A 26917-nucleotide genomic window follows, 5' to 3' on the forward strand; every position below is an offset into this window, starting at 1 on the left:
GATACGGAGCCGCGCCATGTTCATCCAGACCGAATCCACACCGAACCCTGCAACCCTGAAATTCCTGCCCGGCCAGACCGTGCTGGAAGCGGGCACTGCAGATTTCCCATCGGCTGAGGCTGCGGAAAAGTCGCCGCTGGCCAACCGCATTTTCGCTGTGAGTGGCGTGACCGGGGTATTTTTCGGCAATGACTTCGTGACCGTGACCAAAGCGGACGACGTCCAGTGGGATCACATCAAACCCGCCATTCTGGGCGCGGTGATGGAGCATTACCAGTCCGGCCAGCCGATCATGGGTGCGGATGCCAATGCGGGCTCGGGCCATGCTGAACACAGCGGCGAGGACGCCGAAGTGGTCAATCAGATTAAAGACCTGCTGGACAGCCGGGTGCGCCCTGCTGTTGCACAGGACGGCGGCGACATCACGTTCCACGGCTTTGACCGCGGCGTTGTCTACCTGCACATGCAAGGGGCCTGCGCAGGCTGCCCATCCTCGACCCTGACGTTGAAGATGGGGATCGAAAACCTGCTGCGTCACTACATTCCCGAAGTGACCGAGGTGCGCCCTGTTGCCGTCTGAACCACTCATTCTGGCGTTTGACACATCGGCCGCGCATTGCGCGGCCGCTTTGTTGCGCGGTGACCGGATTGTGGCGTCTTGTGTCGAGCCCATGTCGCGGGGACAAGCCGAACGTCTGATGCCGCTGCTCGAAGAGGTGCTGTCATCAGAACAATGCTCATGGCGCGACCTGTCAGCGATCGGCGTTGGAATAGGCCCCGGTAATTTCACCGGAATACGCATCTCGGTCTCGGCCGCGCGGGGTCTGGCCTTAGGTCTGGGGATACCGGCCATTGGCGTATCGGGCTTTGACGCGCTTGCTGTCCTGGACAGCGATGCGTTGCCAGCGATCCGAGCGCCCAGAGATCAGGTCTATGTTTCGCGGCCTGATATGGAACCGGCACTGATCCAGCTTGATCAGGCAAAATCGCTGGGCACACTGATGTTCAACGACAACCCCAGCGCTCAGGTCTGCGCTATTGCCCGAGTGGCTGCAAAAAGAAGGCTGACCAAGGCCGAGGCTCCCGCCCCTCTTTACATACGCCCCGCTGATGCGGCGCCCTCCAAGGACCAACCGCCGATGTTGCTGGACGGATGACACCCGAAGAACTGGCAAATACTCACGCCGCAGCATTCACACAATCGCGCCCCTGGACCGCCACAGAGTTTGCAGAGCTGCTGCAGAATCGCTTTACCCATATCGTGGGTGACACCCAGTCCTTTGCCCTTTTCCAGGCAATCGCAGACGAAGCCGAACTGCTGACGATTGCCACCCATCCCACAGTTCAGCGGCAGGGACTGGCTAGGGAACGTATGGTCGAATGGCACGCGGCTGCCAAAAAACTGGGCGCTATCCGGGCGATTCTGGATGTTTCCATCGCCAACCAGCCCGCGATTACACTTTACAAGCATTGCGGGTATCGTGTGTGCGGCACGCGCAAGAATTACTATACGGTTGAAAATAATCAGAAAATTGATGCCATCGTCATGGAATGCAATTTAACCTGAGACAGGCCGCGAATTTTCTTGGACCAAATGGTCAAAAATCTGTTGACCGCGGCGGTTGCAAACGGCCTTAATTCCCGCCATCACAACGGTTATGCTCGCTAACAGTGGGTAAACGGGGCTATCTTGGCTCCGACCGAAAAAAAACAAACGGGAGTAACAAATGACCCTGATGAAATCCTTGATGGGCGCCGCAGCGGCGGTTGCACTGACAGCGGGTGCCGCACTGGCCGAACCGGCACTGATCTTTGATCTGGGCGGCAAGTTCGACAAATCGTTCAACGAAGCCGCGCACAACGGCGCCTCACGCTGGGCGGAAGAAACGGGCGGAACCTACCGCGAGATCGAAATGCAGTCCGAAGCGCAGCGCGAACAGGCCCTGCGCCGCTTTGCCGAAGCAGGCTCGAACCCGATCATCACCATGGGTTTCGGTATGGCTGACCCGCTCAGCGCGGTTGTTGCCGACTATCCGGACACGAAATTCGTTGTTGTCGACGTAACCTGGCTGGACGCGCCCAACCTGCGTCAGGTTGGTTTCGCTGAACACGAAGGCTCGTATCTGGTTGGTATGATGGCTGCGATGGCGTCCGAATCCGGAACCGTTGGCTTCATCGGCGGCATGGATGTTCCGCTGATCCGTCACTTTGGCTGCGGCTATGCTCAGGGTGCCAAGGCGGTGAACCCCGATATCAACGTGGTTGCCAACATGACCGGCACAACGCCTGCGGCATGGAACGACCCGGTTAAGGGCTCGGAACTGACAAAGGCACAAATCAGCCAGGGTGCCGACGTGGTCTATGCCGCAGCTGGCGGCACCGGTGTTGGTGTTCTGCAAACCGCTGCTGACGAAGGCATCCTGTCAATCGGTGTCGACAGCAACCAGAACCACCTGCACCCGGGCAAAGTTCTGACCTCGATGCTAAAGCGCGTGGACGTCGCTGTTTATGAGGCGATGAGCGCAGGCGAGAACGTTGAGACCGGCGTATATATCATGGGTCTGGCCGAAGACGGCGTTGGCTATGCGATCGACGACAACAACGCTCCGCTGGTTTCGGATGATATGAAAGCAGCAGTCGACAAAGCCCGTCAGGACATCATCGACGGCAATGTTTCAGTTGTCAGCTATTACGAGAACGACAGCTGCCCAGCACTGCAGTTCTGATATCGCGCGGGTCGGGGGTGATGCTCCCGGCCCGATTCCACTTTGCTGCACCGGGATGACCGGGCAGTCCTTTCGGCAACTGAGGACAAGACATGACCGTCCCCGCCATTGAGCTCAAAGGGATATCCAAATCCTTTGGGCCGGTTCAGGCCAACAAAGACATTTCCATCAGCGTCGCCCCCGGTACGATCCATGGGATCATCGGTGAAAACGGTGCGGGCAAATCCACGCTGATGAGCATTCTCTACGGCTTTTACAAAGCCGACAAAGGTGAGATTTGGATCAACGGTCAAAAGACCGAAATCCCTGACAGCCAGGCCGCGATCGCCTCGGGCATCGGGATGGTGTTTCAGCATTTCAAACTGGTCGAGAATTTCACCGTTCTGGAAAACATCGTGCTGGGCGCCGAGGATGGCGGGCTATTGGCCCCGTCCCTGACCAAGGCCCGCAAAGAGTTGAAAGAGCTGGAAGAAGAATACGAGCTGTTCGTGGATCCCGACAAACGGATCGACGAGATCGGTGTGGGGATGCAGCAGCGGGTCGAGATCCTCAAGGCGCTGTATCGCAAGGCCGAGATCCTGATTCTGGACGAACCAACCGGCGTGCTGACCCCATCTGAGGCGGATCAGCTGTTCCGCATCCTCGACCGGCTGCGGGCTGAGGGGAAGACGATCATCGTGATCACCCACAAACTGCGCGAGATCATGGAAAACACCGACACCGTGTCGGTCATGCGCCGCGGGCAAATGACGGCCACCGTGAAAACCGCCGAGACCAGCCCCGAAGAACTGGCCGAGCTGATGGTGGGCCGCAAGGTTCTGCTGCAGGTCGACAAGGTTCCGGCGCAACCCGGTAAGCCCATCCTCGAGATTGAAAACCTGCGTGTTTTCGACAGCGCAGGCGTCGAGCGTGTCAAAGGCATCGACTTGAACGTGCGCGCTGGTGAGATCGTGGGCATCGCAGGCGTCGCCGGCAATGGCCAATCCGAACTGCTAGAGGTTCTGGGCGGGATGCGCCCGGGCCAGGGCCAGATCAAACTGAACGGTACGCCGCTTGCGCTCAGCGGGGCGGGGTCAGATGGCCAGGCGCGGCGCGCGCAGCACATTGCGCATGTGCCCGAAGACCGCCAGCGCGAAGGCCTGATCATGGATTTCCACGCCTGGGAGAACGTGGCCTTCGGATATCACCGTGACCCGGCCTATCAACGCGGCATCTTCATGGATAATGCGGCGCTGCGCGCTGATACCGAAGCCAAGATCGAAAAATTCGATGTGCGCCCGCCGAACCCCTGGCTGTCGGCTAAAAGCTTTTCGGGCGGCAATCAGCAGAAGATCGTCGTCGCGCGTGAAATCGAACGTAACCCAGACCTGCTGTTGGTCGGTCAGCCGACCCGAGGCGTGGATATCGGGGCGATCGAATTCATTCACAAACAGATCGTCGATCTGCGCGACCAGGGCAAGGCGATCCTGCTGGTCTCGGTCGAGCTGGAAGAGATATTCTCGCTGTCGGATCGAATCGCGGTCATGTTTGACGGACATATCATGGGCGAACGCCTGCCCCATGAAACTGATGAAAAAGAACTTGGCCTGTTGATGGCCGGTGTTGCGGGAGAGGCAGCGTAACATGGAAAAAATGCCCAAATGGGCCGATGTCGTTCTGATCCCGGTGATCAGTCTGCTTCTGGCCGCAATCCTGTCGGCGCTGGTCATCCTCGCCATTGGCGAAAACCCGATCGAAGCGGTGAACCTGATGGTCACCGGCGCGCTGGGATCGACCTATGGCTGGGGCTATACGCTGTATTACGCCACGAATTTCATGTTCACCGGACTCGCTGTGGCGGTCGCCTTTCATGCACGGCTGTTCAACATCGGTGGCGAAGGTCAGGCGATGCTGGGCGGGCTTGGCGTGGCCGTGGTGTGCCTTTACATCGACTGGCCGCATTGGAGCATCGCCTTGCTGGCCGCCTGTGCCGCATCGATGGTGTTCGGGGCCGCTTGGGCGGCCATTCCGGCCTATCTGCAGGCCAAACGCGGCAGCCATATCGTGATCACCACGATCATGTTCAACTTCATCGCTGCTGCCTTGCTGAACTATATGCTGGTCAACGTCATGCGCCCGCAGGGCTCGCAAGACCCGGCAACTGCACGCTTCCCCGAGGCGGTGCATCTGCCGACGTTCCAGTCGATGTTCTCGACCGCTGAAAATGTCGTGTTCCGTGGCGCGCCTGCCAATATCTCATTCTTTGTTGCGGTCCTGGCCTGCGTGATCGTCTGGGCGCTGATCTGGCGTACCCGTCTGGGTTATGAGATCCGCGCCTATGGGCATTCGGAAACCGGTGCCGTCTATGCCGGTATTTCTCCGGTTCGGATCACCATCATCGCCATGCTGATCTCGGGCGCGCTGGCTGGTCTGATGGCCACCAACAACGTGATGGGTGAGGCAGAGCGGCTGGTTCTGAACTCGACAGAGGGCGCGGGCTTTATCGGTATCGCCGTGGCGCTGATGGGCCGGTCCCATCCGTTTGGCGTGTTCCTTGCGGCGCTGCTGTTTGGTTTCCTCTATCAGGGCGGGGCCGAGCTGGCGCTATGGACGTCTATCCCCCGAGAGCTGATCGTAGTCATACAGGCCCTGGTGATCCTGTTCACCGGCGCCTTGGACAACATGGTCCGCATGCCGCTGGAAAAGCTGTTCCTTGCCATGCGGAAGGAGGGCTAAACGATGGATACTTTCGTTACCCTCATCCAGGTCCTCGATTCGACTGTCCGCCTGGCCACGCCGCTGTTGCTGGCCTGCCTGGCCGGTCTGTATTCCGAACGCGCCGGTATTTTCGACATCGGGCTTGAGGGCAAGATGCTGATCGCGGCGTTCTTTTCTGCTGCCGTTGCCGCCGTGACTGGATCGGTCTGGCTGGGATTGCTGGCCGGGATCGCGGCCTCGCTTGTTCTGTCCGCCCTGCATGGGGTGGCCTCGATCACCTTTCGGGGCAACCAGCTGATTTCAGGCGTCGCCATCAACTTTCTGGCCTCTGGGCTGACGGTCCTGATCGCGCAAAGCTGGTTCAAACAGGGCGGGCGTACCCCCTCGCTGTTCGGCGGAGGGCGCTTTGAACCGATCACCTTCCCTTTTGCGGATGCGGTGAGTGATGTCCCATTTCTTGGGCCAATCTATTCCGAGCTGCTGTCCGGCCATTCGATCCTGGTCTATGTGTCTTTCCTTCTGGTCCCGACAACCTGGTGGGTTTTGTACCGCACCCGCTTTGGCCTGCGCCTGCGCGCGGTGGGTGAAAACCCAGCCGCTGTGGATACGGCCGGGGTTTCTGTCGTTGGGCTGCGTTTTGCGGCTGTAGCGATCTGTGGCGTGCTGTGCGGCATTGCCGGTGCCTATCTGGCCACGGCCCTGCAAGCTGGATTCGTCAAGGAAATGACTGCCGGTCGCGGGTTCATCGCGCTGGCGGCGCTGATCTTTGCAAAATGGCGGCCATGGCACGCGATGTGGGCTTGCCTGCTGTTCGGACTGTTGCAAGCCGTTGCGTTGCGGTTCCAAAATATTGACCTGGGTGGCGTGGTGATTCCTGTGCAGGTCATGGATGCGCTGCCATATATCCTGACCGTCGTCATTTTGGCCGGCTTTGTCGGCAAGGCCGTTCCACCGAAAGCCGGTGGCGAACCCTATGTAAAAGAGCGGTAATAGGTCCAGTTTGAAACACACGTCAGTCCTGTTCGCTGCATGGCGGCATGTAGAGTTGATTTTACATGCCGCAACGGCTCTAAAGGGGCATGGATGTGTTTCCAGTGACAGCTGATTTGAGAGAGTTTCTCGCCGGGGTGCCGGATGCTAGGTCTTGCGCTTGGTCTAAGGGGATACTCCCTGTCAAAACGCCTTCTGCGGATGCACAGTTTCAGACTGGTCCAAGCCGCCAGCCCTGCTCTACCCTGCCTCGCCAAGGGCGTGATTCTGCGCGTCAGATACGAACCCTTTCACAAATTCCAGAAGTCGAATGTGTCACATTGCGCGACGCAGCTGGCCCTAATTACTAGTACCTCATGCAAATTTACCTTCCTATCGCTGAAGTTTCCGTAAACGCCTTTCTGCTGCTTGGGTTGGGCGGCATGGTCGGCATCCTGTCAGGGATGTTCGGGGTCGGCGGCGGGTTTCTGATGACCCCGCTGTTGTTTTTCATTGGCATCCCACCAGCAGTTGCCGTAGCCACCGAAGCGAACCAGATTGTCGCCTCGTCCTTTTCTGGGGTTCTGGCCCATTTCCGCCGAAAGACGGTCGACCTGAAGATGGGCACGGTATTGCTGGTCGGGGGACTGATCGGTGCTGCGTTCGGGGTGGTGATCTTCAACTATCTCAAAAGCCTCGGACAAGTCGATTTGCTCGTAACCCTGTGTTACGTGGTCTTTCTGGGCGTCGTCGGCAGCTTGATGTTCATCGAAAGCCTGAACGCGCTGCGTAAATCCAAAAAGGGCACCGCCGCCCCTGTTGCACGTCGTCAGCGCGGCTGGATTCACGCGATGCCGTTCAAAATGCGGTTCCGTACATCGGGCCTCTATATCTCGGTCATCCCCCCCGTCCTGGTCGGGCTTAGCGTAGGTATCCTTTCTGCGATCATGGGTGTCGGAGGCGGCTTTATCATGGTTCCTGCCATGATTTACCTGCTGGGAATGCCCACCAAAGTCGTTGTCGGCACCTCCCTGTTCCAGATTATTTTCGTAACAGCGTTCACCACGATGCTGCACGCGACAACCAACTACACAGTCGACATTGTTCTGGCTGTGTTGTTGCTGGTCGGCGGCGTGATCGGGGCGCAGATCGGAACGGTGATCGGCGCACGAATGCCTGCCGAGCAGCTGCGCGTATTGCTGGCTGCACTGGTCTTGGTGGTTTGTGGCAAGCTGGCGCTGGATCTGCTTCTGGAACCCTCCGAGCTCTACTCGCTCGGCGTTGCAGGGGGGCACTGATCATGCTGAGACGGTTGATCCTGCTACTCGCCCTTTGTGTCACCCCGGCCATCGCCGAGGAGGAACAGGTCGTGCTTGGCCTAAGTCAGGACCGGGTTGCCATCACGGCGAATTTCGATGGCTCGGAAATTCTTATTTTCGGTGCCGTGAAACGTGAAACGCCGATCCCTTCCGGCCCACCGCTTCAAGTTATCGTGGCCGTTGCAGGCCCCTCGAGCCCAGTGACGGTCCGGCGAAAAGAACGCAGGCTGGGTATCTGGGTCAACACCGACAGCGTCCTGGTCGACCTTGCGCCCAGTTTTTATGCGGTTGCCACCAGCGCTCCGCTTACAGAAATCCTGTCAGATACAGAAGACTTGCGGTACAGGATCTCGATTGAACGGGCCATTCGGTCAGTGGGTGCCGCGATGAATATCCGGGGCGCGCAGAATTTTGCCGAGGCCGTCGTTCGCATCCGTGAGGATGAGGGCCTGTATTCTATCCGCGAAAACACGGTTGCGGTGGACGAGCAGACATTGTTCCGAACCTCAATCGACATGCCAGCCGATTTGACCGAAGGCGCCTATTTCGCGCGCATATACCTGACCCGCGGCCGAGAGGTTGTTTCCCAGTTCGAGACCACAATCGACGTGCGGAAGGTCGGGCTGGAACGGTTCCTCTACAACATGTCCCGTCAGCAGCCGGTCTGGTATGGCCTGATGTCTTTGGTCATTGCCATCGCGGCGGGTTGGGGAGCGTCCACAGCCTTCCGACTATTGCGCGAGAACTAAAGCCCTATCCACGCCCGATATAGGGCATCGTAGTGGCCATGACGGTCATGAACTGGACGTTTGCCTCTGCAGGCAAAGACGCCATGTGCAGTACAGAACGTGCGGCATCGTCAACAGCCATCGTCGGGTCGGGCTGCTGCCCTCCCGCGATGGCGTTTTCAACCAGGTTTTGCACCATCTGTGTTCGCGCGTTGCCAATATCGATTTGACCACATGCGATACCAAAGGCGCGCCCGTCCAGTGATAGGCTGCGTGTCAGGCCTGTTATCGCGTGTTTCGTAGCGGTGTAATGGACCGAATTCGGACGCGGTACATGCGCGGCGATCGAACCGTTATTGATGATCCTTCCCCCTTGAGGGGCCTGATGCCGCATAATGCGAAAGGCTTCGCGCGCGCTTAGGAACATCCCGTTCAGGTTCACGCTAACGCTCTGGTACCAATCCTCCAACTGGATTTCGTCTATCGTGCCGCCGGGGGCAAAGATTCCGGCATTATTGAATAATACGTCAAGACGTCCCGCCTCATTCTGGAATGTCTCGAAAGCACCCGAAACAGCGGTGGGGTCGGTAACATCGGTCACCAGGGGGATCGCATTCTTGTGCCTTTCAGCCAATTCGTTCAGCACATCCGCGCTGCGCGCCAGCAGCCCAACCGCCCAGCCCTCGGCCAAAAACAGCTCGGCAGTTGCCCGTCCGATGCCTGAACTGGCGCCTGTGATGATGATGGATTTCATATCTCTTCCGCCTCCAGGGTCAGCGTCGCCGCCGGAGCCGCGCGCAAATCATCCACGCGCAACGAATAGGTAGGCTTGGCCAGCCGGTTGCGCACCACCCAGATCAGCCGTTCCTGCGCACGGGTGATCGCGACATAGGCCAGACGTTTCCACAGGGGTTGCCCAGCCTCGGTCCGCCCCATCCGGGCAGCCGCGTAGATGTCCGGGGCAAACACCTGCACCGTGTCCCATTGTGACCCCTGTGCCTTGTGGATCGTCACTGCCGCGCCATGCAAAAAGGTTGCCCCCATGCGCGCGGCAAATGGAATAAACGGTTCTTCCTCATCAGGCATTTCGATTTTGACAATCGAAGCCGCACTGACCTGAGGATCCTCGGCCCCCATCACATGCAGGCGCGAAAACCCCGGTTTTCGTCCTGGCCCCAGATAGATGACCTGAGCACCCTTGATTAGCCCGCGCGCCTCAAGATCCAGCCTTTTCTTGCGGTGCTTCAGCGGCAGTTCGATTCCATCGCAAATCAGCGGCTCTCCCGCCAGAAGCTCGGTGTCGGGTGCCGCGTGAACATTGCGGAAGGCCTGAATCAAGCGAATTCGGGTGGCATTTCGCCAGACCAGAACCGGGCTGCGGGCCATCAGGTCAACTTCAACACGCTGCCCCCAAACAACACGGTGATCCTGTCGGGCGGTCTGTTCGACGAGCCGTTCAAAATCCTCAAACCCCATCTGAGGGTCGGCCAGCGCATGCGCGAGGTCCAGGATCGGGTTGTCTGCCGTCTGCCTGTGGACCCTGTGCAATACCTGCTTTCGCGGCTCGGGCAGCGTCTCAAATACCATGCTGCCGGACTGATTGACCGGGGCGAGCTGCGCCGGATCGCCAAAAAGCAACAGGGTCGGAAAGATCTCTTTCAGGTCTTCGAACTGCCGGTCATCCAGCATCGAGGCCTCATCTACAAAGCCTATGTCCAGCGGTTCCTCCCGACGCTTCCAGCCGGTGATAAAGTCGGACCCACGCAGGCCCGCAGCGGCCAGCGCGCCGGGGATCGACTTGTTGTTCTGATAAAAAGCGGCCGCCCGGTCCAGCGCTTCGTCAGTCAACCCTTCAACCTCGGGGCGTTCATCGTTGCCCGCCAGCCACTCGGCAATGCGTTCATATTCCGGGTCATATACCGGCGTATAGAGGATGCGGTGGATCGTGGTCGCAGGCACACCCCGCAGGCGCAAAACACTGGCGGCCTTGTTCGTTGGCGCAAGAATGGCCAAGCTGCGTTTCTCGCGCGCTTTGCGGCTTTCGAAATCACCGGAAACAATCTGAAGACCCGCGTCAGCCAATGCTTTGTAAAGCTCTGCCAGCAGTAGCGTTTTCCCTGAACCCGCCTTACCGATCACGGCCATCACCCCGGATTCGCCATTGCCGGGCATTTTCAGCAGGGCGTCATCATCCAAGTCCACACCAGCAGATTTCAGCATCTCGGAAATGCTGTCATAGGCGGCGGCTTGATCGTCAGAAAAGGTTACTGTGGGTATAGACATGGCGCGACCCTACAGGGCCACGCCAGCTATCGCCAGATACGGAATTGGCTTTCACACCCCGTCAGGCGGACATGGCAAACCGGTGTTGCCGGGCGGTGCCAAACGCGGTTCTGAACCACATCCTGGACAGCTCACGCGGGATGCCCGCCCGTTCAGCCACGCGATAGCAATCTTGGGCCGAATAGGGCCACAGCCCGACGGAAATCTTGTCACGACCCGTCCCCTCGGACCCCAAAACGACCGGAGACGATCCGATCAGCCGGTAAATCCGAATCATCCGCGCATCAAAGACGCCCGCAATATGGGTCAGCCCGAAGCCTTCCATGATTTCGCCCCCGCTCAGCATGATGGCACCAGCGGTATGGGCGCTGGCCGTTCGGGACAGGCAAAACCGCGTCACCTCCCAGATCAGCGGGCTGTGGACGGGCTTACCCCCTGTCAGGTGCCCGAACACTTCATTCACCATGACAGGTCCTGTCGTCGGCAAAACCCGCATCGACCCCCCATGGCTGCCATCCTCTTCTTCCCAGATGACATAGAGCGGATTCAGATCATCATATTGATCCCGCTCTTCCCCATTTTCATCAACGTGGACATCCCAGCCCAGCCGGGTTTTGAACTGATCGGCGCGATCCCGGAACATCCCCTCGGCCAGATTCGGAAATTTATGTAGTTCGTCCGCAAACAAATAGCGCAACATGACTTTTCCCCTCGTCTTGTGCAAGAACGAAGGGAGTACAAAGTCGTGGTTAATTTCCCGTTTTTAGAGCGTGCGCTTGTTAAACCACTATTAATCCACGGCTGAGTGCTGTTGCGATGGCATGGGTTGTGTTTTGCGCCCCAAGCTTGGCACGCGCACTTTCAATATAGACACGCAGCGTATGTTCCGAGATTGACAATGAGTGCGCGACTTGTGCCCGGCTGTATCCAAGCGCCAGCAAGGTCATGGCATCCGTCTCACGAGGCGACAGGCCCCGGGTCGTATCCGGCTGCCTGTCGGTTTCGAACTCCAGAGCCTTTCGGTTAAAGTAATGCGCGATCAAAATCAGCTCGCGGCCATGGGCCTCGATGAAGGACTTCCATTTCTCATCATCACATGAGTGATTCACTGTGAATAAGGCAAACTGGCCGTTCGGCCCCCGGATGGGGATCGAATAACCCTGATTGCCAACTCCATGTTCAAGGGCATCTTGCAAAAAGGCTTTCGCCACTTTTCCAGACCAGTCCAGCAATTTCCAGTCAACCGGGTGGAACCGTTGGAAACACCCCAGGATCACCGGATCTATGCGGTGATAATTCCGCTCACGGTATCGCTCGGCCCAAGCGTCCGGGTAAGTTGTATAGCCGTATTGATCCCCGGCACCATCAACCCAATGATAGATAAGATGTTCAACCTGCAGCCGGTCGCGCAATCGAACGGCTACATCGCCCAACTCGTCAAGCGTGTTGGTGCTTTCCAAGTCCTCTAGGACCTGACTCATGTCGAGTTGTGTTCCCATTCGCGGGCGCCTGTGCCTTATCCTGCATGGACGCAATCTCGGCCGCTGCGATCAACTTGGTATCATCAAGCTGCTCGGCAAGTACGGTCAAACCGTTTTCAACAGCGAAGGCGTTGAGGTCCGACAAAACGTCCAGTATCCACTCATTATGCGCCATCTAAAGTCTCTCCGAAACGGTTAACGAAGGGTTAACACAACCATAACATGTGAGATGCTTTTAAGCCTATTCACTGGTTTCTACTCCCCAAAACTAGCGGGTCACGATTTCGCAACCCACTGTAATTATTGCCTAATGCCTAGAAATAGATACACCCGCGCTCGCTCGATGCGATTCGCGGGTGCTAATATTCTTTTTTTTTGGGGGCTCAGCCTTTTGCGTCTAGAACCTCTTCAAGCGTGCGCAAGCCCGTCTGCGGCGCCTGAACCAGAACCGACATGTTGCCTGGTTTATGCTCATTCCGCATCATCTTCATATGCGCGTCGGGCAATTCACCCCAGGCGAACACTTCGGACATGCAGGGATCCAGACGGCGTTCGACCATCAGTTGGTTCGCGGCAGCAGCCTGCTTGAGATGCGCAAAATGCGAACCTTGCAGGCGTTTCTGATGCATCCACATATAGCGAACGTCGAAAGTCAGGTTATAGCCGGTGGTACCGGCGCAGATCACAACCATACCACCTTTTTTCACGACAAAGGTCGACACCGGAAATGTGCTTTCGCCGGGATGTTCAAACACCATGTCGACATTTTTGCCTTTCCCGGTGATTTCCCAGATCGCCTTGCCGAATTTGCGCGCCTCTTTGAACCAGTCCGCATATTCCGGTGTGTTTACTGTGGGCAACTGACCCCAGCAGTTAAAGTCTTTGCGATTCAGCACGCCCTTGGCGCCCAGCCCCATAACAAAGTCACGCTTGCTTTCGTCCGAGATCACGCCGATTGCGTTGGCGCCTGCGGTATTGATCAGCTGGATCGCATAAGAGCCCAGGCCGCCCGAGGCACCCCAGACCAGAACGTTCTGGCCCGGCTTCAGATCATGCGGCTCGTGCCCGAACAGCATCCGATACGCGGTCGCCAGCGTCAGAGTATAGCAAGCGCTTTCTTCCCAGGTCAGGTGCTTGGGGCGCGGCATCAACTGCTGGGCTTGAACATTGGTGAACTGTGCAAAAGACCCATCCGGCGTTTCATAACCCCAGATCCGCTGGCTGTCCGAATACATCGGATCGCCACCATTACAATGTTCGTCGTCGCCATCGTCCTGGTTGCAGTGAATGACAACCTCGTCGCCCACTTTCCAGCGCGTTACTTTCGAACCCACGGCCCATACGATCCCCGAAGCGTCAGAACCGGCGATATGATACGGGGCCTTGTGGCCGTCAAAGGGCGAGATCGGCTTGCCCAGGGATGCCCAGACGCCGTTATAGTTAACGCCCGCCGCCATCACCAGAACCAACACCTCGTGGCTGTCCAGCTCTGGTACGTCCACGACTTCCTGGACCATCGCAGTATCCGGTTCCCCGTGGCGTTCCTTACGGATTGCCCATGCATACATTTTCTTAGGCACAAACCCCATCGGAGGGATTTCACCCATTTCATAGAGGTCTTTTTCCGGCGCGTCGTAAGTTGCGATACCGCTGTCGGTGTCCAGAGCCATGTTGGCCTCCTTATTTCTCATTCCTGTTTGCCGCGATGCAGAAGCGCTTGCGTTGGATGATGAGATATTGGCCTGAAGGAAATAATGCAATAGATTTTGCATCATTTTTGTAATTTTATGACCCAGCGCCTGCAGAAACTTCTTTCGCTGCCGCAGCATCAGGCCAGCCGTCGCCAATCGGGGCTGAGGCTGCATAGTAATCGAGCAGATCAACCCTTTGCCCGGATTGAGATATTTTCCCACCTTCTCGTTTCAGAATTTTGCGTTCGACCAGCTGATCCAAGGCAGCTGAAACCGCAGACTCATCCTGATCACCCAAAGTTCCGTCACGTTGCAAAAACCCGGTGATCAAGCTTTTAAGCTCGTCTTCGGGCATTTCTCCTTTGGTGCGAACCAGCCAGCACGCTGCCGGAACAGGCGCCTGCGGAATCGCTTCTTTGATCCGTTGCATGAGTTCGCGCGCGAGATCAGTCATCACATCGTCATGGGCGGTGCGAAATTCCTTCAATGAGATAGGGTGACCATATCGCACCCCAGCAAATCCAAACCGCTGGTAGCGACCGGTCAGACGCCTACCTATCTGTTTCAATATCCACCCAGTTATGACCCCGATCCGGGCACGAAATTGCCTTTGATTGCCAAGTGCGGCCTTGGTCAGGATCGTATCTTCAAGAACCCGGTCATAGTTTAGCGCAACGGGAACAAACACCACATCCGCCCCATCCACCCTGGCACCATCGATTATGTATTTCAAAAGCCCCAGCTTGGGGCGTGCCATGGCCCCCGTCAGGCTCAGCCCGCCTTCAGGGAACATGGCCTGTGTAACACCGGCATCGGTGGCATGCCGGACATAGCAGGCCAATACCTGACGATAGAGTTCGCTGCCGGACTTGCGACGAATAAAATAGGCCCCCATCGCACGAATCAACCGACTGAGCGGCCAAACACGCGCCCATTCGCCAACAGCATAAGACAAAGCCGATTGCTGGGCCGCCAGATAGGTGACCAGCACATAATCCATGTTGCTGCGGTGGTTCATCACAAAAACAACTGTCGCATTTGGATCAATATCTTTCAGGGCATCTTCATCCTGATAACTAAGCCGTACATCATAAAAGGCGTTGCTCAGAATCCGCGCCAACCGGATGGCGATACTGAAATAGGCAACGGCGGAAAAAGAAGGCACGATCTCGCGCGCATACCGCTGGGCCTGTTCAAAGGCGACCGCTTCGGGGATGCCTTCTTCACGTGCGTGCTGCTGCACGGCCTGCCCTACTTGAGGATCATAGATCAGGCGTTGAATCATATCGTGGCGTCGGGCCAGCTTGAACGGCTGTATCGGGCGCTGCAGGCGGGTGTTCAGGCGTTTGACCGCACGCTCCAACCTACGGCGAAAAAACCACCGCACTGACGGAAACAGAAAATGCGAGGCCAGTGTGACCGCGGCGAATACCAGGATCAACAAAAACAGCCAAAGCGGAAGTTCCACGGTCTGTGTCATAAATGCACCCTGCCACCAATCGCTGCATCCCACAATCGGCACAACCGGAAATGCCGCGACGCAGCGAATTGACATGTCCCGAAAATTGCGCTTTAGAACCCATGAACGTAATTTTCTTGCCCACCCGCAATACGAGGCCCAGTTATGACGCAGACGCAGAAAGATCGCCCCTGGCTCATCCGAACCTATGCCGGTCATTCCACCGCCAAAGCGTCCAACGCGCTGTATCGCGGGAATCTGGCCAAGGGTCAGACGGGTCTGTCAGTGGCCTTCGATCTGCCGACGCAAACCGGCTATGACAGCGATCACACGCTGGCACGCGGCGAGGTTGGTAAAGTGGGTGTACCGATCAGCCATCTGGGCGACATGCGGGTTTTGTTCGACCAGATCCCGTTGGAACAGATGAACACGTCGATGACGATAAACGCCACGGCTCCTTGGTTGCTGGCGCTCTATATAGCGGTTGCCGAGGAACAGGGCGCCGATGTCTCTAAACTGCAGGGCACGGTTCAGAACGATCTGATCAAGGAATACCTGAGCCGCGGCACTTATGTCTGTCCGCCGAAACCGTCGCTCAAGATGATCGCGGATGTGGCCGAGTATTGCTATTCCAATGTGCCGAAATGGAACCCGATGAACGTCTGTTCCTATCACCTGCAAGAGGCCGGCGCGACGCCGGAACAAGAGCTGGCCTATGCGCTGGCCACAGCCATCGCCGTGTTGGATGAGCTGCGCCCGCGCGTCCCAGCCGAGGATTTCCCAGCATTGTGCGGACGGATTTCGTTCTTTGTGAATGCCGGCATCCGCTTTGTCACCGAGATGTGCAAAATGCGCGCCTTTGTGGATCTTTGGGATGAAATCTTGCAACAACGTTATGACGTAGAAAACCCGAAATTCCGCCGCTTCCGTTATGGGGTGCAGGTGAACTCACTGGGACTGACCGAGCAGCAGCCGGAAAACAACGTCTACCGTATCCTGATCGAAATGCTGGCGGTTACTTTGTCGAAAAAGGCCCGTGCCCGTGCGGTACAACTGCCAGCATGGAACGAGGCCCTTGGCCTGCCCCGCCCGTGGGATCAGCAGTGGTCGATGCGGATGCAACAGATTCTGGCCTATGAAACCGACCTGCTGGAATATGGCGATCTGTTCGACGGCAACCCGGCCGTAGACGCCAAAGTCGAAGAATTGAAACAGGGCGCGCGGGCCGAACTGGCGAACCTGGATTCGATGGGGGGTGCTGTCGCTTCGATCGAATACATGAAGTCCCGTTTAGTCGATTCCAACGCAGAGCGCCTCAACCGGATCGAGCGCAACGAGACCATTGTGGTCGGCGTGAACAAATGGGTCGAGGGCGAGCCCTCACCCCTGGAAACCGAAGACGGCGGCATCATGGTCGTTGATCCGGCAGTAGAGCAGGAACAGATCAACCGCCTGAACGAATGGCGCACCGAACGGGATGGCGCGGCAGTTGCAGCAGCGCTGGCCGCTTTGCGTGAGGCCGCACAATCCGGTGCGAATGTAATGGAGCCGTCAATCGTCGCCGCCAAGGCTGGCGTCACCACCGGCGAATGGGCCGAAGAGATGCGCAAAGTCTATGGCACATATCGCGGCCCGACCGGCGTTTCCGGCTCGGTCTCAAACAAAACCGAAGGGCTGGAGGACTTGCGCTCGGCCGTTGACGCGGTCAGCGACAAGCTTGGACGTCGCCTGAAATTCCTGGTCGGTAAGCCCGGCCTGGACGGTCATTCAAACGGCGCCGAACAGATCGCCTTCCGCGCCCGCGATTGCGGCATGGACATCAGCTATGACGGCATCCGTCTGACACCCGAGGAAATTGTGGCCGCCGCAATCGAGGACAAAGCCCATGTGATCGGCCTGTCGATTCTGTCCGGCAGTCACATACCGTTGGTTCAGGACGTTCTGAACCGTCTGCGCGAGGCGGGCCTGAACGATGTTCCTGTTGTTGTCGGTGGCATTATCCCTGATGACGATGCTGAAAAGCTCAAAGCGATGGGTGTGGCCAAAATCTACACGCCAAAAAACTTCGAGTTGAATGCAATCATGGGCGACATAGTTTCCTTGGTTGATCCGCAAAACCTGGCCGCTGAATAACCGCCGATTTGCCACCCATTTTCCCCGTATCTATCGCCTTCGCGAAAGGGATAGATAATGGATGCTTTTAGAACTACGGTGACTCTTCGGGGACATTGTAATTCGGTAACATCAGGGGAATGTAAATGGGAATGAATCTCGAAAAGATGACGCGCAATGAACTGTTGGAATTGCGTGCCAATGTAGATGTGGCGCTGAAAGCAGCCGAAAGACGTGATAGGAAAGAGGCTTTGAAAGCTGCTCAGAAAGCCGCAGCGGAATTTGGGTTTTCCCTTTCCGAACTTTCTGATGGGTCCTCGAAATCTCTTAAGATTTCGAAAACAAAAGCAAAATACCGAAATCCATCCAACCACGATCAAACCTGGTCGGGACGCGGTCGCAAGCCGCATTGGGTACACGAAGCTTTGAAAGCCGGAGCGGATATTTCGGATATGGAAATCTGAATGGAATTGATAACGAAATGACGATTCATATAGGCGCCGAAAAAGGCGAAATCGCTGAAACAGTTCTTTTACCCGGTGATCCTTACCGGGCAAAATGGGCGGCAGAAACTTTTCTGGATAACGCCAAACTGGTGAATGACGTGCGTGGCATGTTGGGCTTCACCGGAACTTGGAAAGGTAATCCGGTCACGATTCAAGGCAGCGGTATGGGAATGCCCTCGCTGTCAATTTACGTGAATGAATTGATCCGCGATTTTGGCGCCAGAACTTTGATCCGTATAGGGTCATGTGGCGGGATGCAGGACAGTGTGAACATTCGTGATGTCATTTTGGCTATGACTTCGACCACGCTCAGCACTCCATCTCGGGGGATCATGAAAGAGCTCAACTTTGCACCTTGCGCGGATTGGAGCCTGTTGCAGGCCGCCTTTCAGGCTGCGGCAAACAAAGGAACACCAACTCATGTTGGCGGGATTTATTCCTCGGATGTATTCTACGATGAACGTCCCGATCTGAACGAACAGATGGTGCGTCACGGCATTCTGGGCGTCGAAATGGAAGCCGCCGAACTTTACATCCTGGCCGCGCGCCACAAGTGCCGGGCCCTTGCCGTGCTGACCGTTTCCGACCACTTGCTGACAGGAGAAGCTCTGCCATCGTCCGAACGTGAAAGCAGCTTTGGCGACATGGTTGAGATCGCACTTCAGGCGGCGTTTCCAAAAGCTTAGCAAACGGGTTGGGGCAGGGTCGACCCTGTCCCGCATCGGCTATCTACCGGTCGATCCCTTTAAACACTGCTTGGGGCTTTCCGCCCCATCGGTCTGAGCACCGCAAAACGAACAGACCCATTGCCCTTCTTTTCGGTGCTGGCGCCAGCGGCATTCACGCGTCAGTGACGAAGTGCGGGCGCGCCACAGAAAATAGGCGAATACGGCGGCAGCAAGAAGCAGAAGAATAACAGGCATTCTCCTGCTTTGCTGATCAGTCGGTTGTTTTCAAGCCCTGCAATCGCAGGTCAGGCAGCATTTGCGTATTCGAACAGCTCTGGCATCCGCTCTGAAGTGGGGATTACCGTTTCTGGCGTATAATAGGCCCATGCCAGTTCCAGCAATTCCAGGGCTTCGGCGGCATCAGCGGAGTTGGTTTTGGTTCTCATCGGAGTGATCCCATTGTGACATAATCACTCCTCCCTGAGCCAAACATAGGACAGGCTGCAGGCGTTCACACCACATATTCTTGCAAATGGGAATTGCACCTGCCGCAACACAGCAGACACATGGATCAAGTCCGCCTCACACCGTGCGTTCGACCATCAACTTTTTGATCTCGGCGATTGCCTTTGCAGGGTTCAGACCCTTCGGGCAGGTTTTGGCGCAGTTCATGATCGTGTGGCAACGATACAGCTTGAACGGATCTTCCAACTCATCCAGGCGCTCACCAGTTGCCTCATCTCGGCTGTCAATGATCCAACGATATGCATGCAGTAGAGCCGCCGGGCCAAGATAGCGGTCGCCATTCCACCAATAACTTGGGCACGAAGTCGAGCAGCTGGCGCACATCACACATTCATAAAGACCATCCAGCTTTTTGCGGTCTTCAATGGATTGCTTCCACTCTTTCGCAGGCCGGTTAGTCTTGGTTTCTAGCCAGGGCATGATGCTGGCGTGCTGGGCATAGAAATGGGTCAGGTCCGGAATCAGGTCCTTGACCACAGGCATATGGGGCAAAGGATAGATTTTCACATCGCCCTTGATCTCATCCATGCCATAGATACAGGCCAGCGTGTTGATCCCGTCGATATTCATCGCACAGGACCCACAAATGCCCTCGCGACAAGACCGGCGGAAGGTCAAGGTTGGGTCGACCTCATTCTTGATCTTGATCAGCGCATCCAAAATCATCGGACCGCAGCTGTCCATATCGACGAAATAGGTATCCACCCGGGGATTTTGACCGTCGTCAGGATTCCAGCGATAGATCTGGAACTTGCGCACATTCGTCGCGCTCTCTGGCTTGGGCCATGTCTTTCCGGTGGTAATCCGAGAATTTTTTGGCAGGGTGAGTTGTACCATTTCCGACCTCGCTAAATTCCCGTGTATAGATACACGCTGCAAGTGCGAAAGCCAACCATTTAGCCTTGAAAACAGTCAATAAAGATGGGTGATTTCACCTTTACATTGAGCTTATGTGCATGGAGTCTGCACCCGAGAAAGCAAAAGCTGAGTGCCGTATGCAGACACGAGTATTGAATATTCCCTACGGCACCAAAAACCCCTATCAAAACATGATGTACAGCGCATGCGAGCCAGAGTTTTCTCTAGCTGCAATGAAACAGCTGAACTTTGCAGAGATTGCGAAACCAGAGTTTCAGACCGAACACGGAATCCTGCATATCCAATGGGATGACAGGCTGTTTCCGATCAAGGATGGTGAAGATCCCGCGAACAACGCTCTGTTTCAAGATGCCGTGTCGGGACTTGAGCTGTATAAATCAAACGGTGGTCGCGTCATCTGGACCATTCACAATCGCGCCGCGCATTCAGCGCGTGAGGGCAACGATGGATTTCACGCGGCGCGACGCAAGTTGGCAGAGCTGGTCGATATGATCCATGTCCATACCCCAAATGCGCGACAACATATGATCGCCCAATATGACGCGGAGCCGAATAAGATTTGCCTGATCCCTCACCCAAGCTATCTAGGCGTTTATGAAAGCGCTGAAATCACGCTTGCGCGCCTGATGCAACCACGCGATCAGACCCATTTTTTGACCTTTGGCGCGATGCGCGGAAACCGCGAGTTGGACCGGCTTCATTTCGCCATCCGGAAGCTAACCAACAGGGGTTTCGACTTTCATATGTCAGTGGTAGGCCGAGTCTTTCGGCCCAGTCGGCGATTGGTACGACGGCTGGACGCCATTTCAAACGTAACCGTGATAGGCGAACGCGTAGAAGATGAGGCTATTCCGAGTGTTTTTTCCCAAGCTCACGCCTATGTTTTGCCATCTACACAAACCTTCACCTCTGGAACCGCAATGCTTGCCATGACCTTCGGCTTGCCAGTTGTCGCCCCGGACATTGAACCCCACCGGCAGACAACCCCGGAAACCTGTCACGATCTACTATATCCGGCACAAAACCCACGAGGCCTGATCCGCATGATGATGAAGGTGATGGAAATGTCCGATTCAGAACTGGCTGAAAAACGTAGGGCTTGCTTCGAGTTCGCTCAGGAACGCGCGCCAGAGCGGATCAGCGGCATGCTGGCCGAAGCGCTTACGGAGCTCAGAAATGGATAAGCCCTTCCACGCCCGCATTTCCGCTTTGTACGATCTTCTGGACTTGACCAGTTTTGCGCGCATTGCGGATATTGGCGCCAATCCAATGCGCCATGACGCCCCTTACCGTGATTTGCTAAAGAACGACCTCTGCAATGTCGTCGGTTTTGAACCTCAGGAAGACACGATGAAAGAGGTCATCCGTAACAAGGGGGCAAATGAAGAGTATTTCAACTTTGCAGTCGGAGACGGCAAACCGGCCTTGTTGAATATCTACAAGGGCTCGGGTTTGACATCCTTGCTGAAAATAAGGGAAAAAACACTTTTTTACCTGCGCGGCCTACGCAAAGCTGCAAGGCAAATTGGCAGTATGGAGATGCAAACCCAGCGGCTGGATGATATCGCAGGTTTGGGTCCAGTGGATTTTCTGAAAATTGACATTCAGGGCGCCGAACTTTCGGTGTTTACCTCGGCGGAAAACACGCTGAAAAATGTCGCCGCCATACAGACCGAAGTATCGTTTTTTCCATTGTACGAGAATCAGCCAGGTTTTGGCGAGGTTGACACATTTCTCAGAAAGTTGGGGTTTTTGCCCCATAGTTTTGCGCATATCGAGAACAGGCTGGTCATATCGAAATGGTCGGGAGTTCTTTCGGACTTTGAATCGACACAAATGCTGGACGGGGACATTATCTATCTCAGGGACTTGTCTGATCCTGCAGAGCTGAACAGCCAGATGCTAAAGCGACTGGCAATTCTAACCGAAGGTGTTTTTGGGTTCACAGATGTCAGCCTGAAAATTCTCGATATATTGGCACAGCGTCAGGAAATCTCTGAAGCCGATGTGAATGAGTACATTGAAACATTCATCTCGCCATAGCCGGTTGGCTAAGTACAGATATTACTTACCCATAGAATTTGAGCAGTCCGGTGGTTGGTCGCGGACTGCCCAATCACATCAGAAAGTCCGCGCCTTGGGCGCGATTTTCTTCAGGCTGATTCCGCCTTCTGCTTCGGTGCTCAGCGGATCGACGATCACCGGGCGATAGCTGAGGTTCACCTTATTACCGTCTACGCGGGACACCGTGTGAACGCGCCAGTTTTTGTCGTCGCGTTCGCTGAAATCCTCATGCGCATGGGCACCACGGCTTTCCTTGCGCGCTTCGGCACCGACGATGGTGGCCAGCGCACTTGGCATCAGGTTGGTCAGTTCCAGCGTTTCCATCAGATCGCTGTTCCAGACCAGCGAGCGGTCGGTGACTTTCAGGTCGTCCATTTTGGCGGCAATCGCCGTCATCTTTTCAACGCCTTCGGCCATGGTTTTGGCGGTGCGGAATACGGCCGCGTCAGCCTGCATGGTCTTTTGCATCTCAAGCCGCAGATCGGCGGTCGGAATCGCTCCGCTGGCGTTACGGACGTCGTCAAAACGATCAAAGGCGCCATCGACAGAGGCCTGATTCAGAACCGGATTGGCGCTATCTGCATCCACAACCTTACCAGCCCGGATCGCCGCCGCGCGGCCAAAGACCACAAGGTCGATCAGCGAGTTCGAGCCCAGACGGTTCGCGCCGTGGACCGAGGCACAACCCGCCTCACCTACAGCCATCAGGCCGGGCACGACAGCGGTTGGATCATCGGCGGTGGGGTTCAGAACTTCACCCCAATAGTTGGTCGGGATACCGCCCATGTTGTAATGCACGGTCGGCAGAACCGGGATCGGTTCTTTGGTCACGTCCACACCGGCAAAGATCTTGGCGCTTTCGGAAATACCCGGCAGACGCTCGGCCAAAGCCTCGGCAGGCAAGTGGCTAAGGTTCAGGTGGATGTGGTCGCCCTCTGCACCCACACCGCGCCCTTCGCGGATTTCCATAGTCATTGAGCGCGAGACATAGTCGCGCGGTGCCAGGTCTTTGTACTGAGGCGCATAGCGCTCCATGAACCGTTCGCCTTCGGAATTGGTCAGGTACCCGCCCTCACCCCGCGCACCTTCGGTGATCAGACAGCCCGAGCCGTAGATGCCGGTCGGGTGAAATTGAACGAACTCCATATCCTGCAGCGCCAGACCCGCGCGGGCCACCATACCGCCACCGTCACCGGTGCAGGTATGGGCCGAAGTGGCGCTGAAATACGCCCGGCCATAGCCGCCGGTCGCCAGCACCACCATCTTGGCGTTGAAGACATGCATGGTGCCATCGTCCAGCTTCCAGCAGACGACACCCTGACACTGTCCGTCGTCGGACATGATCAGGTCGATGGCGAAATATTCGATGTAGAACTCAGCATTGTTTTTCAACGACTGACCATAGAGCGTGTGCAGGATTGCGTGGCCGGTCCGGTCAGCAGCGGCACAGGTCCGCTGAACCGCGGGGCCTTCACCAAATTCGGTGGTGTGGCCGCCAAAGGGACGCTGATAAATCTTGCCTTCCTCGGTCCGGCTGAAGGGCACACCGTAATGCTCTAGCTCATAGACCGCCTTGGGTGCCTCACGTGCGAGGTATTCCATCGCGTCGGTGTCGCCCAGCCAGTCCGAGCCCTTGACCGTGTCGTACATATGCCACTGCCAGTGGTCAGGACCCATATTCGACAGCGACGCCGCGATGCCGCCCTGCGCGGCAACCGTGTGCGAGCGGGTCGGGAACACCTTGGTCACGCATGCCGTACGCAGACCCTGTTCCGCCATACCCAGCGTTGCGCGAAGACCTGCACCACCTGCGCCTACGACAACAACGTCGTATTCGTGGGTTTCATATTCATATGCTGCTGTCATTGTTCTTATTCCTTACCGCGCATCATCACAGGGCGAGTTTCACCAGGGCGAACAGCCCCGCGACCATCAGCGTGTAGCCAAAGGCCCACATCGCAACCAGCGTCACTTTCTCGGCAACGCCATGGATATAGTCCTCGATGGCCTCTTGCGCTTCGTACATCAGCTGCAACAGGCCAACGATCAGCGCCAGCGCGCATACGATCGCCGGGAATGGCCGGCTGAAATAGGCCAGAACCTCTTCGTAGGTTCCACCCAGACCGGCCCCAAATGTGAAGATGAAGAGAGGCACCAGAACGGTCAGGATCATCGCCCGAACCATTGTGTTCCAATGTGCTTGGGTTCCGGATTTGCCCGCTCCCAGACCCTCGGCGCGTTTACGGTCAGTCAGGTATCGCATCGAACGTCTCCTTAAACCATAAGAACGGTGATGATGGTCAGGATCGTGGCACCAACGAACATGCCCCATCCCAGCTTTTCAGAGAGATCAACATCCAGGCAGTAGCCGAAATCCCAAAAGACATGACGCAACCGGCCCAATGTGTGGTACCACAAACCCCAGGCCGCTCCGGTCATGACAAGATCACCGAACCAGCTGCGCAGAAACCCGTCTATGCCTGCAAAGGCCGCCTCAGAGGTTGCCGCCGCCAACAGCCACCACACCACAAGTGCTGCGATTGCGAACACGGCCAATCCAGTCATCCGAACCATGATCGACGACAGAGACGTCATCTGTGGGCGGTAGATGCGGATATGCGGTGAGAGCGGGCGGTTGCCCCGATTTACATCGCTCATGGCGGCTCCTTTTCGGTTGGCTTCCGAAGGTTTTACTGGTTTTTGCGACACTGTCACGTGCTGCAGCTGCAAAAAAGCTCAGAATTCGCGCAAAATGACAGATTAAGCGATAAAGTGATCACACAAAATATTCTTGTGATCACAAATCAAATAAGACGAAACAGATGTTAGCGCCTGCAGCTCCGAATCCCTGCCACACTTATTTCAGACCGGCCGTTTGCTGGGTCACCTCCCGCAACAGTTTCTTTCGGATGCGGGCCGGATAATCCTCGAACCCGGCCGCCGAAACGACAAACGCTCCCTCACCTACAATGACGTTCTCGAAGAAATAGGCCGTCAAGTCGGGTTCGCTTTCCTCGATGGCGATGGCATTTACCGTGACACCTTTCCCACGCAACACATCGTGAATCTCGGACGGTTCAACCCCTTCGTTGGAAACCCCATCACCCGAGATATCAATCAGGTGCCGTTTGCATTCGGTTACCTCGCTGAAACTGGACATTGTGGTCTCAAGCGCCTCACCGATTGCAGTCGAAAAATTGCGCCAGACTCTAGCATCCGCAGCCACCTGTCTGGCGAAACTATCTATGGCTTCAAAGCTATCCATATGTGTCCAGGGGATCGTCACCTTCTGACGAGAGGTTCCGGTCCATTGGACCAGCATTAACCGCGCATTCCCGCGCACCAGCGCCTCAGAGACGATGGGGTCACGCAATCCAGCGGCCAGGCCGTCCATTTGTATGCGGTATTCGTTCGAATCCACCGATCCCGAGACATCAACGGCCAGAGCCAAAGCAAGATCACACGCCTCGGCGGTCGGGGCCAGAAAGAAACAGGCGACGAAAGAGCGAAGCAGAGACATGGTCGCAGCCTAGCACGAATATTGCAGGCTGCGTTCAAATGAATGTGGGGTCAGACTGGCATCAAAGCCCAGTAGTCGAGGTCCAACAGAACGTTGGGCAGATATCGACCATCGTCATTTTTCAACTCGAATGGCTCTCCACCCTTCGTGGCGACCAGCCGCAACCGGACCGCCCCAACGCCGGGGATGCCGGTTTCGGCTTTGTCCAGCACCTCAGACCAGGCCTTAATGGTATCGCCTGAGAAGCAAGGGTTAGCATGGGCGCCACCGTTCAACCCGACGATCATCTGCGCATTTGCCAATCCATTGAACGACAGGGTCCGCGCCATCGAGATCACGTGCCCGCCATAGATAAGACGGCCTTCGGGACGGAAGGTCAGATCGAAATGAACCTTGGCGGTGTTCTGCCAAAGCCGCGTGGCCAGCATATGCTCGGCTTCTTCCACGGTGACGCCGTCCACATGGTCAATCTTTTCACCAATCGCGTATTCGCCCCACCGATGCGCCTCACCGGCCTGAACAAATTCATAGGAGGAAAAGTTCAGCCCTTGTGGCACAACCAGATCCTGAGGCTCCAGCGCCTGTTTCAACTCGGGCACCACCGTGTCCGGGGCGGGCGCGTCAGGGTTCGATTTGCGCACCATCACCCAGCGGACATACTCAATAACCACCTCATCGCGCTGGTTCAGGCCACGGGTTCGCACCCACACCACACCGGTTTTTCCGTTCGAGTTCTGCTTGACCCCAATCACTTCGGATTCCGACCGCAGCGTATCGCCGGGATAAACCGGCTTCAACCAACGCCCCTCAGCATAGCCCAGATTGGCCACTGCATTCAGCGATACATCAGGGACAGTCTTGCCAAACACCACGTGAAACGCCGCCAGATCATCGATCGGGCTTTGCGGCAGGCCACACTTCCGGGCGAACTCATCCGAGGAATACAGAGCATGACGCGCCGGATAGAGCGCATGATACAACGCCCGTTCGCCATCGGTCACGGTGCGAGGCACCGCGTGGTGCAGCACTTGCCCTACAGAATAATCCTCGAAGAAACGGCCCGGATTGGTCTTTGCCATTATTGCTGTCCCAGTTTCATTTCAGGGGAATAGTCGGTCGCAACCTCTTTGGTCACGGCCTGCGCACAACGCATCACGTTGTTTGCAGTGTCAAAGGCATAGGACGGGTCGCCATACAGCTCCCACCCTTTTGCCAGCGCGTCCGACACTTTGTGACAGAAGGCTGCGGTGTCTTCCTCGGTCAGCAGACGATAGAGTGTTGCCATGTTGT

General features: G+C 56.5%; 28 protein-coding genes. 14 read left to right on the forward strand and 14 right to left on the reverse strand.

The features are described from left to right. The first annotated feature begins 16 nt into the window (after positions 1-16). The 9 genes from AC2FIC_RS11350 (at position 17) to AC2FIC_RS11390 (ending at position 8460) form a co-directional block, all read left to right on the forward strand. Positions 17-580, forward strand: a complete 564-nt coding sequence (locus tag AC2FIC_RS11350) for a NifU family protein (RefSeq protein WP_271948391.1) — start codon at positions 17-19, stop codon at positions 578-580. Further along, complete coding sequence (gene tsaB / locus AC2FIC_RS11355) at positions 570-1157, forward strand: tRNA (adenosine(37)-N6)-threonylcarbamoyltransferase complex dimerization subunit type 1 TsaB (protein ID WP_282021629.1); 588 nt, start codon at positions 570-572, stop codon at positions 1155-1157. Before AC2FIC_RS11350 ends, tsaB begins: the two co-directional genes overlap by 11 nt. Further along, positions 1154-1567, forward strand: coding sequence for a GNAT family N-acetyltransferase (locus AC2FIC_RS11360; RefSeq protein ID WP_496691778.1), 414 nt, complete (start codon positions 1154-1156; stop codon positions 1565-1567). Before tsaB ends, AC2FIC_RS11360 begins: the two co-directional genes overlap by 4 nt. 160 nt (positions 1568-1727) lie before the next feature. Further along, positions 1728-2726 (forward strand): BMP family lipoprotein, encoded by a 999-nt coding sequence (locus AC2FIC_RS11365; protein WP_142635539.1) that lies wholly within the window; start codon positions 1728-1730, stop codon positions 2724-2726. Between the two features lie 92 nt (positions 2727-2818). Then, the gene (locus AC2FIC_RS11370; protein ID WP_282021631.1) at positions 2819-4348 is read left to right on the forward strand and encodes an ABC transporter ATP-binding protein; all 1530 of its coding nucleotides are present in this window, start codon (positions 2819-2821) and stop codon (positions 4346-4348) included. 1 nt (position 4349) lies between these two features. After that, positions 4350-5441, forward strand: a complete 1092-nt coding sequence (locus AC2FIC_RS11375; protein ID WP_142635535.1) for an ABC transporter permease — start codon at positions 4350-4352, stop codon at positions 5439-5441. Positions 5442-5444: 3 nt separating this feature from the next. After that, on the forward strand, positions 5445-6413 hold the full coding sequence (locus tag AC2FIC_RS11380; protein WP_142635533.1) for an ABC transporter permease: 969 nt from the start codon (positions 5445-5447) through the stop codon (positions 6411-6413). Between the two features lie 356 nt (positions 6414-6769). Further along, a complete protein-coding gene (locus tag AC2FIC_RS11385) occupies positions 6770-7690 on the forward strand; it encodes a sulfite exporter TauE/SafE family protein (protein WP_142635531.1) in 921 nt (306 codons plus the stop codon). A gap of 2 nt (positions 7691-7692) precedes the next feature. Then, positions 7693-8460 (forward strand): TIGR02186 family protein, encoded by a 768-nt coding sequence (locus tag AC2FIC_RS11390; RefSeq protein WP_142635529.1) that lies wholly within the window; start codon positions 7693-7695, stop codon positions 8458-8460. A 4-nt stretch (positions 8461-8464) separates the two neighbouring features. Here AC2FIC_RS11390 and AC2FIC_RS11395 read toward each other — a convergent pair whose 3' ends face one another. From AC2FIC_RS11395 to AC2FIC_RS11420, 6 genes are all read right to left on the reverse strand, one after another. Next, the gene (locus AC2FIC_RS11395) at positions 8465-9193 is read right to left on the reverse strand and encodes an SDR family oxidoreductase (RefSeq protein ID WP_282021633.1); all 729 of its coding nucleotides are present in this window, start codon (positions 9191-9193) and stop codon (positions 8465-8467) included. After that, positions 9190-10722, reverse strand: coding sequence for an ATP-dependent DNA helicase (locus AC2FIC_RS11400; protein WP_496691779.1), 1533 nt, complete (start codon positions 10720-10722; stop codon positions 9190-9192). Before AC2FIC_RS11400 ends, AC2FIC_RS11395 begins: the two co-directional genes overlap by 4 nt. 61 nt (positions 10723-10783) lie before the next feature. Further along, the gene (locus tag AC2FIC_RS11405) at positions 10784-11422 is read right to left on the reverse strand and encodes an acyl-homoserine-lactone synthase (protein WP_496691780.1); all 639 of its coding nucleotides are present in this window, start codon (positions 11420-11422) and stop codon (positions 10784-10786) included. A 79-nt stretch (positions 11423-11501) separates the two neighbouring features. Beyond that, a complete protein-coding gene (locus AC2FIC_RS11410; RefSeq protein WP_496691781.1) occupies positions 11502-12221 on the reverse strand; it encodes a helix-turn-helix transcriptional regulator in 720 nt (239 codons plus the stop codon). A gap of 365 nt (positions 12222-12586) precedes the next feature. Beyond that, positions 12587-13873 carry a crotonyl-CoA carboxylase/reductase gene (gene ccrA / locus AC2FIC_RS11415; protein ID WP_142635517.1) on the reverse strand — a complete coding sequence of 429 codons (1287 nt, stop codon included), beginning with the start codon at positions 13871-13873 and terminating at the stop codon, positions 12587-12589. A 115-nt stretch (positions 13874-13988) separates the two neighbouring features. Continuing rightward, positions 13989-15374, reverse strand: a complete 1386-nt coding sequence (locus AC2FIC_RS11420; protein WP_496691782.1) for a 1-acyl-sn-glycerol-3-phosphate acyltransferase — start codon at positions 15372-15374, stop codon at positions 13989-13991. Between the two features lie 129 nt (positions 15375-15503). On the opposite strand from AC2FIC_RS11420, the gene AC2FIC_RS11425 reads away from it, so the two are divergent. The 3 genes from AC2FIC_RS11425 to deoD all read left to right on the forward strand — a co-directional run bounded on the left by AC2FIC_RS11425 (position 15504) and on the right by deoD (position 18657). Beyond that, on the forward strand, positions 15504-17486 hold the full coding sequence (locus AC2FIC_RS11425; RefSeq protein ID WP_496691892.1) for a protein meaA: 1983 nt from the start codon (positions 15504-15506) through the stop codon (positions 17484-17486). 125 nt (positions 17487-17611) lie between these two features. Next, entirely contained in the window at positions 17612-17929 is a 318-nt protein-coding gene (locus tag AC2FIC_RS11430; protein ID WP_281995213.1) for an H-NS histone family protein, read from the forward strand. A 17-nt stretch (positions 17930-17946) separates the two neighbouring features. Beyond that, positions 17947-18657, forward strand: coding sequence for a purine-nucleoside phosphorylase (gene deoD, locus AC2FIC_RS11435; protein WP_496691783.1), 711 nt, complete (start codon positions 17947-17949; stop codon positions 18655-18657). 287 nt (positions 18658-18944) lie between these two features. Here deoD and AC2FIC_RS11440 read toward each other — a convergent pair whose 3' ends face one another. Together AC2FIC_RS11440 and AC2FIC_RS11445 are read right to left on the reverse strand one after the other, a co-directional pair. Continuing rightward, positions 18945-19085: a hypothetical protein gene (locus tag AC2FIC_RS11440; protein WP_496691784.1), complete on the reverse strand. Its 141-nt coding sequence runs from the start codon at positions 19083-19085 to the stop codon at positions 18945-18947. Between the two features lie 136 nt (positions 19086-19221). Continuing rightward, on the reverse strand, positions 19222-20001 hold the full coding sequence (locus AC2FIC_RS11445) for a succinate dehydrogenase iron-sulfur subunit (RefSeq protein WP_496691785.1): 780 nt from the start codon (positions 19999-20001) through the stop codon (positions 19222-19224). A 254-nt stretch (positions 20002-20255) separates the two neighbouring features. On the opposite strand from AC2FIC_RS11445, the gene AC2FIC_RS11450 reads away from it, so the two are divergent. Beyond that, a complete protein-coding gene (locus AC2FIC_RS11450) occupies positions 20256-21227 on the forward strand; it encodes a glycosyltransferase family 4 protein (protein WP_496691786.1) in 972 nt (323 codons plus the stop codon). Beyond that, entirely contained in the window at positions 21220-22086 is an 867-nt protein-coding gene (locus AC2FIC_RS11455; protein ID WP_496691787.1) for an FkbM family methyltransferase, read from the forward strand. The genes AC2FIC_RS11450 and AC2FIC_RS11455 overlap by 8 nt, the downstream gene beginning before the upstream one ends. A gap of 78 nt (positions 22087-22164) precedes the next feature. Here the strand turns inward: AC2FIC_RS11455 and sdhA are convergent, their stop codons facing one another. The 6 genes from sdhA to AC2FIC_RS11485 form a co-directional block, all read right to left on the reverse strand. Beyond that, the gene (gene sdhA, locus AC2FIC_RS11460) at positions 22165-23973 is read right to left on the reverse strand and encodes a succinate dehydrogenase flavoprotein subunit (RefSeq protein WP_496691788.1); all 1809 of its coding nucleotides are present in this window, start codon (positions 23971-23973) and stop codon (positions 22165-22167) included. A 25-nt stretch (positions 23974-23998) separates the two neighbouring features. Beyond that, the gene (locus AC2FIC_RS11465; RefSeq protein ID WP_496691789.1) at positions 23999-24370 is read right to left on the reverse strand and encodes a succinate dehydrogenase, hydrophobic membrane anchor protein; all 372 of its coding nucleotides are present in this window, start codon (positions 24368-24370) and stop codon (positions 23999-24001) included. A gap of 11 nt (positions 24371-24381) precedes the next feature. Next, positions 24382-24765: a succinate dehydrogenase, cytochrome b556 subunit gene (sdhC, locus tag AC2FIC_RS11470; protein ID WP_496691790.1), complete on the reverse strand. Its 384-nt coding sequence runs from the start codon at positions 24763-24765 to the stop codon at positions 24382-24384. A gap of 199 nt (positions 24766-24964) precedes the next feature. Further along, entirely contained in the window at positions 24965-25627 is a 663-nt protein-coding gene (locus AC2FIC_RS11475) for a DUF1194 domain-containing protein (RefSeq protein ID WP_496691791.1), read from the reverse strand. 50 nt (positions 25628-25677) lie between these two features. Next, the gene (locus AC2FIC_RS11480) at positions 25678-26706 is read right to left on the reverse strand and encodes a MaoC family dehydratase (RefSeq protein WP_496691792.1); all 1029 of its coding nucleotides are present in this window, start codon (positions 26704-26706) and stop codon (positions 25678-25680) included. Further along, positions 26706-26912: a DUF1737 domain-containing protein gene (locus tag AC2FIC_RS11485; RefSeq protein ID WP_142635490.1), complete on the reverse strand. Its 207-nt coding sequence runs from the start codon at positions 26910-26912 to the stop codon at positions 26706-26708. The genes AC2FIC_RS11480 and AC2FIC_RS11485 overlap by 1 nt, the downstream gene beginning before the upstream one ends. Positions 26913-26917 lie beyond the last annotated feature (5 nt).

This window comes from Ruegeria sp. CDSC079, assembly GCF_059610505.1.

Bases quoted from the DNA above. Each gene is read 5' to 3' on its own strand.
- AC2FIC_RS11350 (WP_271948391.1), top strand. From the start codon at position 17: ATGTTCATCCAGACCGAATCCACACCGAACCCTGCAACCCTGAAATTC.
- AC2FIC_RS11360 (WP_496691778.1), top strand. From the start codon at position 1,154: ATGACACCCGAAGAACTGGCAAATACTCACGCCGCAGCATTCACACAA.
- AC2FIC_RS11365 (WP_142635539.1), top strand. From the start codon at position 1,728: ATGACCCTGATGAAATCCTTGATGGGCGCCGCAGCGGCGGTTGCACTG.
- AC2FIC_RS11370 (WP_282021631.1), top strand. From the start codon at position 2,819: ATGACCGTCCCCGCCATTGAGCTCAAAGGGATATCCAAATCCTTTGGG.
- AC2FIC_RS11375 (WP_142635535.1), top strand. From the start codon at position 4,350: ATGGAAAAAATGCCCAAATGGGCCGATGTCGTTCTGATCCCGGTGATC.
- AC2FIC_RS11380 (WP_142635533.1), top strand. From the start codon at position 5,445: ATGGATACTTTCGTTACCCTCATCCAGGTCCTCGATTCGACTGTCCGC.
- AC2FIC_RS11385 (WP_142635531.1), top strand. From the start codon at position 6,770: ATGCAAATTTACCTTCCTATCGCTGAAGTTTCCGTAAACGCCTTTCTG.
- AC2FIC_RS11390 (WP_142635529.1), top strand. From the start codon at position 7,693: ATGCTGAGACGGTTGATCCTGCTACTCGCCCTTTGTGTCACCCCGGCC.
- AC2FIC_RS11395 (WP_282021633.1), bottom strand. From the start codon at position 9,193: ATGAAATCCATCATCATCACAGGCGCCAGTTCAGGCATCGGACGGGCA.
- AC2FIC_RS11400 (WP_496691779.1), bottom strand. From the start codon at position 10,722: ATGTCTATACCCACAGTAACCTTTTCTGACGATCAAGCCGCCGCCTAT.
- AC2FIC_RS11405 (WP_496691780.1), bottom strand. From the start codon at position 11,422: ATGTTGCGCTATTTGTTTGCGGACGAACTACATAAATTTCCGAATCTG.
- AC2FIC_RS11410 (WP_496691781.1), bottom strand. From the start codon at position 12,221: ATGGGAACACAACTCGACATGAGTCAGGTCCTAGAGGACTTGGAAAGC.
- ccrA (WP_142635517.1), bottom strand. From the start codon at position 13,873: ATGGCTCTGGACACCGACAGCGGTATCGCAACTTACGACGCGCCGGAA.
- AC2FIC_RS11420 (WP_496691782.1), bottom strand. From the start codon at position 15,374: ATGACACAGACCGTGGAACTTCCGCTTTGGCTGTTTTTGTTGATCCTG.
- AC2FIC_RS11430 (WP_281995213.1), top strand. From the start codon at position 17,612: ATGGGAATGAATCTCGAAAAGATGACGCGCAATGAACTGTTGGAATTG.
- deoD (WP_496691783.1), top strand. From the start codon at position 17,947: ATGACGATTCATATAGGCGCCGAAAAAGGCGAAATCGCTGAAACAGTT.
- AC2FIC_RS11440 (WP_496691784.1), bottom strand. From the start codon at position 19,085: ATGAGAACCAAAACCAACTCCGCTGATGCCGCCGAAGCCCTGGAATTG.
- AC2FIC_RS11445 (WP_496691785.1), bottom strand. From the start codon at position 20,001: ATGGTACAACTCACCCTGCCAAAAAATTCTCGGATTACCACCGGAAAG.
- AC2FIC_RS11450 (WP_496691786.1), top strand. From the start codon at position 20,256: ATGAAACAGCTGAACTTTGCAGAGATTGCGAAACCAGAGTTTCAGACC.
- AC2FIC_RS11455 (WP_496691787.1), top strand. From the start codon at position 21,220: ATGGATAAGCCCTTCCACGCCCGCATTTCCGCTTTGTACGATCTTCTG.
- sdhA (WP_496691788.1), bottom strand. From the start codon at position 23,973: ATGACAGCAGCATATGAATATGAAACCCACGAATACGACGTTGTTGTC.
- AC2FIC_RS11465 (WP_496691789.1), bottom strand. From the start codon at position 24,370: ATGCGATACCTGACTGACCGTAAACGCGCCGAGGGTCTGGGAGCGGGC.
- sdhC (WP_496691790.1), bottom strand. From the start codon at position 24,765: ATGAGCGATGTAAATCGGGGCAACCGCCCGCTCTCACCGCATATCCGC.
- AC2FIC_RS11475 (WP_496691791.1), bottom strand. From the start codon at position 25,627: ATGTCTCTGCTTCGCTCTTTCGTCGCCTGTTTCTTTCTGGCCCCGACC.
- AC2FIC_RS11480 (WP_496691792.1), bottom strand. From the start codon at position 26,706: ATGGCAAAGACCAATCCGGGCCGTTTCTTCGAGGATTATTCTGTAGGG.
- AC2FIC_RS11485 (WP_142635490.1), bottom strand. From the start codon at position 26,912: ATGGCAACACTCTATCGTCTGCTGACCGAGGAAGACACCGCAGCCTTC.